The organism is Tunturiibacter empetritectus (assembly GCF_013410875.1).
GTDB lineage: Bacteria > Acidobacteriota > Terriglobia > Terriglobales > Acidobacteriaceae > Edaphobacter > Edaphobacter empetritectus.
Genome location: NZ_JACCCU010000002.1, coordinates 1,133,512 through 1,145,284 on the forward strand (window position 1 = coordinate 1,133,512; position 11,773 = coordinate 1,145,284).

General features: G+C 53.6%; 13 protein-coding genes. 7 read left to right on the plus strand and 6 right to left on the minus strand.

Going from position 1 to position 11,773, the window contains the following annotated elements; translation table 11 throughout:
* Positions 1-9 precede the first annotated feature (9 nt).
* The 4 genes from HDF08_RS17025 to HDF08_RS17040 form a co-directional block, all read right to left on the minus strand.
* Positions 10-2,316, minus strand: a complete 2,307-nt coding sequence (locus tag HDF08_RS17025; RefSeq protein ID WP_179639773.1) for a prolyl oligopeptidase family serine peptidase — start codon at positions 2,314-2,316, stop codon at positions 10-12.
* Between the two features lie 15 nt (positions 2,317-2,331).
* Positions 2,332-5,442: a TonB-dependent receptor gene (locus tag HDF08_RS17030; RefSeq protein WP_179639774.1), complete on the minus strand. Its 3,111-nt coding sequence runs from the start codon at positions 5,440-5,442 to the stop codon at positions 2,332-2,334.
* A gap of 88 nt (positions 5,443-5,530) precedes the next feature.
* Positions 5,531-6,763: an anti-sigma factor gene (locus HDF08_RS17035; protein WP_179639775.1), complete on the minus strand. Its 1,233-nt coding sequence runs from the start codon at positions 6,761-6,763 to the stop codon at positions 5,531-5,533.
* A gap of 40 nt (positions 6,764-6,803) precedes the next feature.
* Complete coding sequence (locus tag HDF08_RS17040) at positions 6,804-7,505, minus strand: RNA polymerase sigma factor (RefSeq protein ID WP_179639776.1); 702 nt, start codon at positions 7,503-7,505, stop codon at positions 6,804-6,806.
* Positions 7,506-7,653: 148 nt separating this feature from the next.
* Here HDF08_RS17040 and HDF08_RS17045 point away from each other — a divergent pair, with 148 nt between their 5' ends.
* The 7 genes from HDF08_RS17045 to HDF08_RS17075 all read left to right on the plus strand — a co-directional run bounded on the left by HDF08_RS17045 (position 7,654) and on the right by HDF08_RS17075 (position 10,272).
* Entirely contained in the window at positions 7,654-7,869 is a 216-nt protein-coding gene (locus HDF08_RS17045; protein ID WP_218884741.1) for a helix-turn-helix domain-containing protein, read from the plus strand.
* 97 nt (positions 7,870-7,966) lie between these two features.
* Positions 7,967-8,296, plus strand: a complete 330-nt coding sequence (locus tag HDF08_RS17050) for a helix-turn-helix domain-containing protein (RefSeq protein ID WP_373563215.1) — start codon at positions 7,967-7,969, stop codon at positions 8,294-8,296.
* A gap of 266 nt (positions 8,297-8,562) precedes the next feature.
* Positions 8,563-8,808, plus strand: coding sequence for a type II toxin-antitoxin system Phd/YefM family antitoxin (locus HDF08_RS17055; RefSeq protein ID WP_179639779.1), 246 nt, complete (start codon positions 8,563-8,565; stop codon positions 8,806-8,808).
* Positions 8,805-9,233 (plus strand): type II toxin-antitoxin system VapC family toxin, encoded by a 429-nt coding sequence (locus HDF08_RS17060; RefSeq protein ID WP_373563216.1) that lies wholly within the window; start codon positions 8,805-8,807, stop codon positions 9,231-9,233. The genes HDF08_RS17055 and HDF08_RS17060 overlap by 4 nt, the downstream gene beginning before the upstream one ends.
* Positions 9,234-9,384: 151 nt before the next feature.
* Entirely contained in the window at positions 9,385-9,588 is a 204-nt protein-coding gene (locus tag HDF08_RS17065; protein ID WP_179639781.1) for a hypothetical protein, read from the plus strand.
* 97 nt (positions 9,589-9,685) lie between these two features.
* Positions 9,686-10,033, plus strand: a complete 348-nt coding sequence (locus tag HDF08_RS17070) for a hypothetical protein (RefSeq protein ID WP_179639782.1) — start codon at positions 9,686-9,688, stop codon at positions 10,031-10,033.
* A 50-nt stretch (positions 10,034-10,083) separates the two neighbouring features.
* Positions 10,084-10,272 carry a hypothetical protein gene (locus HDF08_RS17075; RefSeq protein WP_179639783.1) on the plus strand — a complete coding sequence of 63 codons (189 nt, stop codon included), beginning with the start codon at positions 10,084-10,086 and terminating at the stop codon, positions 10,270-10,272.
* A gap of 320 nt (positions 10,273-10,592) precedes the next feature.
* Here the strand turns inward: HDF08_RS17075 and HDF08_RS17080 are convergent, their stop codons facing one another.
* Positions 10,593-11,375 (minus strand): SOS response-associated peptidase, encoded by a 783-nt coding sequence (locus tag HDF08_RS17080; protein WP_179639784.1) that lies wholly within the window; start codon positions 11,373-11,375, stop codon positions 10,593-10,595.
* A 2-nt stretch (positions 11,376-11,377) separates the two neighbouring features.
* On the minus strand, positions 11,378-11,593 hold the full coding sequence (locus HDF08_RS17085) for a hypothetical protein (RefSeq protein WP_179639785.1): 216 nt from the start codon (positions 11,591-11,593) through the stop codon (positions 11,378-11,380).
* Positions 11,594-11,773: the final 180 nt, after the last annotated feature.

Here is an 11,773-nt window from a genome sequence, read left to right on the forward strand (position 1 = left end):
TCGTTCACACTAGTGTGGCGAATCCAGCCGGCGTTCTGCATTTACTGCGCTCCGCAATTCACGCCATCGCTGGTATTGCTGAGGGTCCATCGCTGTAGGTCGCTCTTGGTCTCTTAGCCAGAACAGATACCAATCCAGATTGCGTTCTAGCGATGCCAGGCGGGCCAAGGGATGACCGGGCTGGTGCGACTCCAGAGGATAGTAATACATCTCGACAGGTTTTCCAAGGCGACTGAGTCCGACAAAGACCTCCCACTTCAGAGCGAGATTGCTTGGAGGTGCCCCATCGTTGTCATACGCCACGCCGTTACCCATTACCTCCATCAACAATGGAGTCTGAACCCTTGGAAGGTTGAACGAGATGGAATAGTCCAGCCACGACTTCAATGTCGCGCCATAGGGCGGGCCTCCGTACATCGCATCCCAAGCGCGCAGAACCCCATCCGTGTGGATCATCCAATACTCGCCCAAGCTGTATTGTGTATTATCTGCGACGGTCGCTGCAGCATAGTTTGTTTTGCCGTGTGTAAGCGCAAATTCGGTATACCAGCCGGAACGGCTGAAGCCTATGATTCCGACTCTGTTCCGGTCAATGAGGCCGTCCTTCGCAAGATGCTCGATGGCGCTATCCCAGACATCCGCCTGAAATGCTACTTGTCCCAAAAGTCCAGGGAGGCCTTTGGGATAGTGGGTTTGTTCCTCCGCTGTCTGCGGTCCTTCGGGCAAAAAACGAATCAAATACATGATTCCGGCATTTGCAATCGGCTGGGGAGCAAATGAAGGCTCGTGATTCAAGCCACTATCGCAAAAGAAATTACCCGCTGCTGGATATGAGTGGATCACCAAGGGATAGCGTGTGCCTGGCTTGTAGTCCGGAGGTAGAAGGAGAATGCCGGAGGCACGATAGCCGGTCGAAGTCTCCCACTGCACTTCTTTGATTGGTGCCAGAGTCAGTTCGTCGAACTGCGGATTGAGCTTGGCCAGGATCTGCACCTGTTCTTCGTCCTCTTTGTAAGAAAACAGCTCCGGCGGAGTTGCCGGTGATTCATAGTCTCCTACGACAGATCTTCCATCGCTCGCAAGCCCTGCATTCCTGAAGAGCCCCTGAAGGGGAAGATGGATCTGCGACGACTCCTCCCACTTCTGATGCTTATACTGAAACCGCGAAACGATGTTGTCTCCTGTACGAAGGACAAGATCGTCATCGGATCTCCACGACAAGGGACGATCGTAGATTCCATTAAGTTCAGAACGAACCTGTATGACCGAGCCGGACGCAACGTTGACTTCGAATAAGTGAACTGCCTCGCTGGCTCCTCGATGCTCTCGCAGGTCTTGCTGCTCCCACACGCTATTGACTGGAGAGACAGAGGCGATCATGAACGACTTGCTGTCGCGCGACCAGAAGGGAATGCTCCATGCCCATGGGCCCTCAAATGGAAGATGTGTTTCGCCGTCCGATAAATCGACCACTACAGTAACCTGCGCTACTCCAATGCTGGAAAGGATGTCCCGAACTACCGGGCTTTTCTTCCAGGCGTTTGAAATCCGGCTGGAATTTTCAAGATATGTTAACGCCAGCGACTCTCCATTTGGAGAGAGGCTTAGCCGCAGATTGAGGGCGTAGGAAAGAGACGTGAGAGTTCCCTTGGTAAATGGCGACTGCACGCTCAAGGCCTGTGGTGCGGTCCACCCTCCCGTACCGCCTCTCCGGGTAACGAAGATCTTTCGCCGAAAGAAGAGCGCTACCTGCTCTCTCTGAAAGGGGATTCTATAGCCTTGCGCGAGGTCGCTGGCACTTTTTAGCTTGTTCCGGGTTTGGTCCGGCTCTTCCATCGCAAAGACAATGGTTTTACCATCTTCGGCGACGCTGTATTCGGAGATATCCTGAGACGCTCGCGCTAAGACCTGGACGCGTCCTGAAGGGATCTCAACCTGTTTAACAACGGTGTGGCCGTCATCCTTCGCCAAGACTATGACGGCCGTGCCATCGTTCAGCCACTGCAAGCCGGAGATATCCGCACCGGCGAGTAAGTGTTGCACTTGCCCCTGCGGCGCACCAAGCTGTTTCAGCTCGAGGAGAATATCGTTCTGATTTGATTGAAGATTAGGGGCCTGAACCAGGTACGCAACAGCAGTCCCTTGGGAATTGGTCTGAATGGAAGAACGAAAATCGTCTTCGAGAAAGTGCCGGACAGTAACGCAGTCTGCCGGAACGATTGCCCTCCGCAACTCAGCCTGAAGGCTTCCCGCGAAGACGCATAGGGTGAATATCAAGAACTTGTTGTGACGCTTCCACATCTTCTGTTGGGTCATTGGCTTCTCCTCGCTCTAAAATTGAATCTTCAATGCAAATTGAAGAGAGCGAGGACCGCCCTGTTGGTATTGCGAACCTAAGGTAGCGAGACTTTGATTCAGCGTCTGAGTAGCCTGTCCAAACGTAGCATCGGACAGCGTCGAATCGATCAGACCGAACATCGGATGGTTGAGGAGATTGAACGCTTCCGCTCTGAACTGCACTGTTGCGCTACCCGCCAGAGGGAAGGTGCGGCGTGCGGCGAGGTTGATCTGCGAAGCATCGAATCCTCTTACGAAGTTGCGCGGGGCATTCCCTGTCTTCTCCGCTGCCGGAAGCTGGAAAGCAGCCTGATTGATCGAACGTCCACCTGGATATTGGGAACCATAGAGATAGACAGGTTGAGTTGCGATCAGGTCGACATTGCTATAGTAACGGCTACCTGTTGCCGAATCGGTAAGCAGGTCGCCTCCCAAAGTGACGGGGAAAGCAGTCCGTGCTATGAGGCGGCCATCGAGCGCCCACCCTCCAAGGATCGCTTCCGCACTCTTCCTCTGGTACTCGCCTGGCAGCTCCCAACTCACCCCTCCCTGAAGATTATCTCTGACGTCAAAGTCGGAGTTCCCTCGAGTGAGTGGCAGAGAAGCGTTGTTTGAACCGAAGTCTAACGAGTGAGACCAGGTGTAGGAGGCAAGCGCCTGAATGCCGTGGGTCACTGTGCGCTGGAACTGTATCTGCAAGGCCTGGTAGTTCGATGTGGTTCCCGTTTGGACGACATCCACGGTGCTGAAGTTCGGATTCAACGCTGTCAGAGAGAGCTGCTGCATCTGCAATAGCCGCCGGCCGTTCGATCCGACATAGGAGACTGTCAGAGCCTGAGGCCGCCCCAATGCCTGTTGCAGGCTCACATTCCATTGCAGCGTATATGGCAGTTGCAGATGCGGGGGAAAAGCAACTACTGCGGTGCTGGTATACGGAGCGGTGGTGGAAGGCGAAAAAGCCAACTGTGCTGGAGTTACCGGGAATGCCTGGCCCGTTCCGATTTGAATTGCGGAGAAACCGAGATACTGATAGCCCGTTGTGGCGATTTGGTTTCCGCTGTCGAAGAACACGCCAGCCCCTGTCCTCAAAATCGTCTCCCAATCCGGCTGATCCCGAGCCGTCCATGCAGCTCCAAGTCTCGGAGCGAAGTTGTACCAACTTGTCTTCCACAATGGTGTCCCTCGTGGTGCGACTGTAAGCGAACTAGGGTCGGCCAGATCGCCGAGAAGGGTGAAGGCGTCGTTCCCGTGCTCTTCGGTTGGCGGGGGATCGATCTCCCACCGAATCCCACCGGAGATGGTCAGCCTTGGAAGCGAATGCCATTCGTCCTGCAAGAACACCGCGGTTTCGTTAAATATTGGCGTGGCTGGCAGAACCTTCGAGAGAATACCGATATCCGCGCTGTTATTGAGAACCGAGGATTGATCGAGATAGATGCCCGAGACATAGGGAGATGACGGATACAGTGGAGATTTGATCCTGCGGTAGTCGATGCCGAGCTTGAGCTGGTGCTTCCCGAGGCTCAGACCGGCTGTATCGACGATATTCCATTGTCGGCTCTGATTCACACTGCCGATTGCCTGCAAGATCGATGTTCCCGTACCGAAAAAGCTCAGTTGAAAAGCGCTGCCGGCAGTTTCAGACGCTTCATTCCCAAGCGCGCTTCCGAGGTCAACGGACGTAGCTCCTCCAAAGGAATCCAACGCCGTTTGCGTTCTTGAGTCGCTACAGGAGTAGCCAAGTCGAAACTCATTTGTGAACCGATTTGATAATCGGCTGGTTGCGCCAACAGTGTAGGTCTGTGTGTCAAATGAAGTCTGCGTTAGAGCAGAGAGCACGCGGGTGCTGGTGGAGCTGGGTGTATCGCTAAAGCGAAAGAAGACGCTCGACTTGGGTGAGACGACGTGATCGATCCGGCCGCTGATGGAGTCGATCTTGCTCGGGAGAGAGAAAGGCTCGATGAACTGCGCAAGACCGCTAGCGTAGTCGATGCCGCCGATGCTTGGAAGAGGAAAGGCGTTAAGTATGGACTTCATGGCAGGAGGAGCATTCTGCCTCATGGCAGCGTCAGGAACATACTGAATTGAAGAAGCTTGAGGTTGGGTAAGCCGAAGCCCCTCGTAGGAAGCAAAGAAGTAGCTTGGGTGCGAAGGCGGACCAAGATACGGAAGGTGGATTGGGCCTCCGAGTGTTCCCCCAAAGTCGTTCTGGCGTAAAGGGGTGATCGCTCTTCCGTAATGGTCGTTAAACCAGTTGTTCGCGTCGAAGTAATTGTTGCGAAGATAGTCGAATGCGCTCCCATGAAATTTCTTTGTGCCCGACCGGGTAAGCAGTGAGAATTGTGCTCCAGGGGAGCGCCCGTACTCCGCAGAATAGGTTGATCCGGATACACGGAACTCTTGCAGCGCATCGACCGAAACCAGGCTTTGCGTCGTGCCAAGGGCGGTTGTAGCTCCGATCCCTCCGCTGGTCGCCGCTTGAGGACCTCCCGTTGCTGCTCCGGCGCCGACGTTCGCGCTCACACCGTCGACCGTGTAGTAATTGCTCTCGGTTCGCTGGCCATTCACACTGAAATCACCGCTCGCGCCCACAGCTTGAGACGACTGCGGGCTCTGAGTCACGATGCCTGGCGTCATTGAGATGAGATCCTGAAAACTGCGGCCGTTGAGGGGGATATTCGCAACAAATTTGCGGTCAATCACCGTACTGACCGAAGCGTCCGCTGTATTGAGCAAGGACGACCCAGCTTCCACCGTGATGCTCTGCGACGTCGCCCCCACGGGCAGAACAAAGTTCAGCGCGATAGCCCCTTGCACATTCAGAACCACGTCAGGCTTGATGATGGTCTTGAAGCCCTGCTTCGAGACCTGCACATGGTAGTGTCCCGGAGGCAGGATGGGAACGAAGTACATTCCTGAGGTGTTCGTCTGGTCGGAATACCGCACGCCGGTCTCATCATTGGCAATCTCCACCGCGGCGCCCGTGATAAAACGGCCTGTGGGATCGGTGACTCCTCCGCTGATCGTGGCACTCGTCGACTGGGAAAACACCGCCGTGGGGACGAACCAGAGGGCGGACAGGAGAAGGCAAGCAAGTAGCTTCATACGACGATGCTCCGGAAATCTAGGATGAAAGATGTTCATCCTGTCTACGGTTGGAGGTCGAGGTTATGTATCAGCTGCTGGTGCTATTTTATGGGTGGTTGGGTTGAATCTGAAGGTAGGCGAGCAGAAGCGGCTTGCCGGTTGGCTTGGCGCTTCCTCCCTGCGGCTCTGCCGTGACAAAGACCTTGTTCAAATGCGCCAGCGTCTTGGTGTCGTTAAACCTGAGTACCCATCGCTTGTGCGTATCGTCTTGATAAAAGATGCCGAGACTGACGTCCTGTCTGTCGTCACTGCTGCCCCACGCCTGGAAGGCAACTGACTGCTTCAAGCCGGACTGCTTATCCAGATCATAGCCATAAAACACCAGCGACTTGTCTTTCGTATAGAAGAGCCGGCCGAAAGGCTTGTTTGTCTTTCCAGTCTGCGCCACATCAAAGATATCGGCGATGTAAAGATCTCTCGCCCCGATCAGGTCTCGGATCTCCCGGTCATGGGCAAGGAACTCCTTGTCGAGCGCCAGCATCCGGTCCTTCTCCTCGAGAGCCAGGTTTGCCTCGTGAAGTTTCGCCTTTAGACTTTCTGCTTGAACCGCTTGCTGCGAGGAAGCCACATCGAAGGTTGTGGATCGGCTGCGCAGAGATTCGAGTTCGGTCTGCGCGGCGGCAAGCTGTTGGCTAAGAGTGTCTCGCTCATCGCTGATCTTAACCCGCTGGCTCTTCTCAGCCTCCAGTTGCTGCTCCGTGTTGGTCGCAGTAGATGTTGATTGCCGATAGAGGTCTTTGGTTAAGTTAATCTGCTGTTGAAGCTCTGTCACTTCATGTTGGGTGGCCTCCAATTGAGCTCTGAGCTCGCTGTTGGCTCCAGACTTCCCCTCTGGCCGTGTTCTCTCATCCACACTGCTTGTAGAGACAGGCCGCACGGCAGGTCGAATCCCTGAGTGATGCAGACTAAGGCCAATCAGGCCGGACAGGATCGCGACGCAGGCCGCAATCAGGGCTAGCGGAAGCCTCCAGCTCCTACTCTGTGGTTTGTGTGTACTGTCGGCTGGGCCGTCGGAGTTCAACCGGCTCATCAGCCGTTGCTCAGCCGCTTCCAGAAAAAACGACGCCGGTCCTGGCGGCCCGTCCAGCACTGAAGCCGCGCTGGCGGCCATCACCGGAATCACATCCTTGGCAAGCTGTTGGTACTCATCGAACACCATACGGCAGGAATTACAGTAGGCGAGGTGCACCTGCAGGAGAGCCCACTCCTCCTCTGTCAGTTCACCCGAAGGGAAGAGGGCGCAAAGGGCAACGAACTCGTCATGCCATTGAGGGTTCACCGGCTCGGCTCCCGCTTGGAGCTATTGTGTACCAATTCTCTCACTTCGAGATTCTTTTCCCCGGGAAGATGTGGGACCGGAGCCGCTCCAGTCCACGGTAGTAATGGTTTCTGACACTCCCGAACGTTCGGCCGGTCTTCTCGGCGATCTCATGGAAGCTATATCCTTCAAAGAAGTGAAGCTCCATCGTCTGAATCTGCTCAGGCGAGAGCTCCCTGCGAAGCTTCTCCAAGAGCGCTCTCCCAGCAAGTCCGTCAATCGATATCCGCCCCTGATGACCTGTCAAGCGGTCCTCATCCAGCTCCTCACCATTGTAGTGCTGGCGAAAGCTCAGATACCTTCGGCGATCAATAGCTCGGCAGTAAGCCATTTGAATGATCCAGGAGGCACCCGAACCCTTTGCCGCGTCGAAGATGCTTGCCTTCTGGAAGATAAAGAGGAAGAGCTCTTGTAAGAGATCTTCTGCCTCGCAGTCGTCTCTCAGAATGCGGCGGGCGATGCTGAGGACGGCCCGGGCGTGTCTCTGAAACAGAACAGACAGCGCTTCCTTGCTTCCCTTCCCCACCTGAATCAAAAGATCTTCATCAGAGCTCTCCCGGATAGGACTATGGACCGCGACTACAGGTGAAGCTGATCCACTGTTGGGCTGGACCATGACGGGAGACGATGCGGAAGCAGGCGCGTCGACGTCTGAGGCGCTCCCCAGAGTATCAGGGAAATATGCGGCAGCTTCCGAACTCATTCAAACCTTCTGGCGAAGTCGTGTACTTGGGGTTGCTGGATCATTTGGACTTTGATCTCCACTCGGGTATGCAAGGCAAGGCTATTTACTGTCAATCCGTAATGCGGCTCGGTGTTTTATCTAATGCACCTCGCTCACACTTCACGTTGTGGCGACACTGCGAAAACAATTCGGCAAAAAAATGCGTTCTATTCGCAAGCGCCACAATATGACTCAAGAGCAATTTGCTGAATTGTTGGATATTTCAGTTGATTTCCTAAGCCTTGTAGAACGCGGGTTGAACGCGCCTTCCTTTGAATCAATTGAATCATTTTCAATCACTCTGGGTATTCCGGTACGTGATTTCTTCGACTTCACCTCCTAATGGCTTTCATAGGCATAGGTTATCCCCAATGTACTGGGATAATAACTCGTAATATCGCTCGGTGTCTTAAAAAAAGTGAAATCTCCACACTTTTGATGTGGAGCCTGTTCAGCCCAATTTCGGAATTCGCATCAAAAAACTTCGCTTCGAAAGAGATATGGGGCAACAAGAACTGGCTGATCTTTGCGAGTTGTCAGTAGACCAAATATCAAATATTGAACGTGGAAAGAGCTGGACTGGCGAAGTGAGCTTGTCTTTTTTGGCGAATGCCTTCGAGATTGCACAGAAATCACTACTCGATTACAGCGAAAACCAGGCCTTTATTGAAAGCGGCGGTCTGAGCTGGCGGGCCTCTCGAAAGAAAAACACTTTGACTGTGAGGCACAGCAAGGTCGAAATTGCCTTCGCTAAGAAGAAGAGACTATGACGTATACATGGCCAGTTAGATTTCCTTAGACCCGAGCCATTTTGTCAGAGAATTGGATTTGGCTGCGATTGAATTAGTCGGGTAGAAAAAAAACAGGCTAAGACCGCGCCATGAATTCTCATTGTTCAACAGTGGAGAGCCATAAACTCTTCAGAAACGAAGTCGAACTTTCCGAAATACGGCGAGTTTTTACGAGAATCCGTGAAAACGGCGATTCTGACTAGAAGTGATATGATTATAGTCGGAACCGTGGAGTGGAGGTGCATATGGCTGTGTGGCAGGTTCAGGAAGCGAAAACTCGTTTGAGCGAACTGATCGAGGATGCGAATACGGAAGGGCCGCAGATCATCACCCGGCACGGCTCCGAACATGCCGTGGTCCTCTCAATCACGGACTATCGCGCGCTCACTGTCCAGCGGGCGAACTTGAGGGACTATCTGTTGAATGGTCCCAAGGTAGACTCCTTCGAGGTTAAGCGCAGCCGCGATGCAGGACGAAAGATCCGCCTGTGACATCTCGAAGCCGATATCTTTTGGACACAAATGTGTTGTCCGAGACTCGCAAGAAGCGGCCGGATGAGCGGGTTTTGGCATTTCTCTCAAATGTGTCTCCAACTGCCTTGTTTATGAGCTGCCTTTCAGTTGGAGAACTCAAGAAGGGTGTGGCCCTCAAGCGGAACTCCGACCCATCGGCAGCCAAGGCAATTGCGGGGTGGGTCGATGGCCTTGAGATGAACTTTGCAGACCGGATCTTGAGTGTGGACACTGCCAGCGCGAAGCTCTGGGGTGAGTGGTCGGCCCAGAGGCCCCGGCCCGTCATTGATACAATTCTCGCCGCAACTGCCGTAGTGCACGGCCTAGTCTTCGTCACGCGCAACGAAAGCGATGTTCAAGATCTTCCTATCAAGCTCTTAAACCCCTGGCGGAGCGACTCGTGAACCATCGTCGCCAGGAGATAATTCCTCACGTACTTTTTCTGTCTTTGAATTCGGCATAGCGCAAAATAGAACGGATAGACCAACGGATCGGTCCAGTGAAATGCAGAAATAAGGATTCACTATCCCTTTCTGCTTGAAGCGGTCGCCCGCCGTGCGATCTCTCATCGAGCGAACTTTCGCGTACCTACGGAATCGTGCAACCGACAATCCCGACCCCGAGATTCGCCCAGCCATGCTCGCGCAAGCTGTCGGCGAAAACGAAATGGTCGCGTTGACTGCCCTAAGCATTTTGGAAGACGCGGGTGTTATGAAGGCCCACATCGGCCTGTACTGCTACGGGCAGTCCAGCCACTAGGGGATTCGTCGTCAATTTCAAGAGTTTGATGCGGATATGCCCGTATCCATCTACAATCCCTACTTACGTGTGAACACGTAGATTGAAAGGACGAAAAGTGGCTGAGAAGACACTAGTTGAAAAGGTTGCTGAAGCAGTTGGGTTTGGAATGGCAATGGCGGAAGATGCAGCTGGCAAGGTCAAAACGGCAGCTGGCGCGGCTGTAACCACGGTAACGGACGTGCTGAAGAAGGAGCCTTCCAAAGCGGTTGCGAGAAATAAAGCTGTCAGGAAGGTGCCCGTTGCGAAGGCTCCGAAAAAAAACGCGGCCAAAAAGGCAACTATGAAGAAGACCACTATAAAAGCCGCGACCAAGAAAGCCGTCAAGAAGGCACCCGATAAGAAGACTTTCAAGAAAGCTGCATCCAAAAAACACCAGCAAAGAAAGCTGCGAAAAAAATCGTAAAGAAGGCCGCGAAGGAAGCTGCGCGTCGTCAGTAATAACTGTGAGGGATTATGGCAAACAACAAAGCTAAGAAGAAGGCAGTGAAGAAAGTCGAAAAAGCGGTCAGGAGAGCAGTAAAAAGAGGTGTCACCGAGGGCGCGGTCGACAAAGCGGTCTCGCTGGGTATTGCCACGGCAGACTCCAAGAAGCCCGCTCGAAAAGCTGCTGCTGAAGACGCGCGGGAATTAAAGTCGGCCTGAGTAGTCGAGCGAAAAACGATGGAGTAACCGTGACTGTGTCGGGTCGTGTCTGCAATGACCGTCACGCCCAGTTTGCGATTGTCAGAAGTTCTCCCATAAGGCCGAGGGCTTATACATGCCTTCGAGGCCTTCGATTAAGTCATATGCCACGCCTTCGCCTGGCTGACGCAGCGATTGTGGGCGACGTATCACTACTATCTTGCTTCATGGATGCGCGCAATGCTGAGCGTAACAGAGTCGGCGCGCTGAGAAAATTCTGCCGGTGTTTCGCGCTTTGGCTTTGGGCCCGAGGTCATTTCAACAAATGATCCCGGTGGGGCCTAAGCACTATTGAGCATCTCTGGCCCATTATTTTTAACGTTGCCTACCAGCTGATTTGCTGGAGTCATACTCATGCCTTCCGACTCGAAAGGCCGCAGTAGATCAATGGGCGGCCGCGATTCATCATAGTCGTTTAGCCAGCGGTCATAGTCGCGCTCGTGGAGGATTACCGGCATCCGGTCATGGATCGCCGTCATCATCTCATTCGCTTCCGTCGTGACGATGGAAAATGTATCCAGCGGCTCCTGCATATCACCCGGACGTGGTCGCCATTGTGAATACAGGCCAGCCATTGCAAATGGCGTATGGCCCTTCATCTCGAATTTATAAACAGGCTTCGAGCCCGCCTTGGGTTTTGGCGTCTTCATCGGTGGTGGTGGCGCTCCTGGAAACAGGCCGTGTTCGCCGGGCTCTATAGCAGGAGGCTGAGGGAGACCGGGGCGTTGCAGCCATTCATAAAAACCGTCGATCGGTATCAGGCAACGTGTGTGGAGGAAAGGCCCTCTCCAGATAGGCTTATCAAGTATCGATTCGGCGCGGGCGTTGGAGGTGGTGTAAATCTTAAATGCTTTCGGGTCGGCGACTTTGGCGGGAACCAATCCCCATCTCATCGGCACCAGTTCCCTTTCCCTCGTTTCCCGGTCCGGACGGATGACTGGCTGGTAGGTGCTGGGAGCGATATTGTAATCCGCAGGCAAATGATAGCCGGGCGGCATCTTGCCCACCTTGAAAGCTTCCGCAATACGCTGTTTGTCGCCTTGGCTGTAGTAACGGCCGCACATAGCTATTCCTCGGTCTCGTCAATTGCTGTTTCGCCGCCGCGGTCAATTTCGGCCTTTCGCATTTCGATGTACTCAGTCGAGAAATCCGCTTTACGAAACATCTGTTCGATGGGATCCCAGTTTAGGTAAACAGCGATACTGACGCCATCGGAGCCCGTGAGTTCATAACCGATATCCACTCGTTTGATTATGATTTTTTCTAATGCATCGCTGATCATGTGGTGCTCCGGGCTGGGATTTGGGAATCGGGTTTAGCTAACTCAAGTTTCATTGCATCTGTTGACAGCCGTCACCATGGTCCACTAGAGCCAGGTAACACGGTTTCATAATTTCTGCAGCAGTTTGAACGCTTCTCTGCCCCTAGACGGTCCACTACCAAACTCTTTGACTTTTCTGTT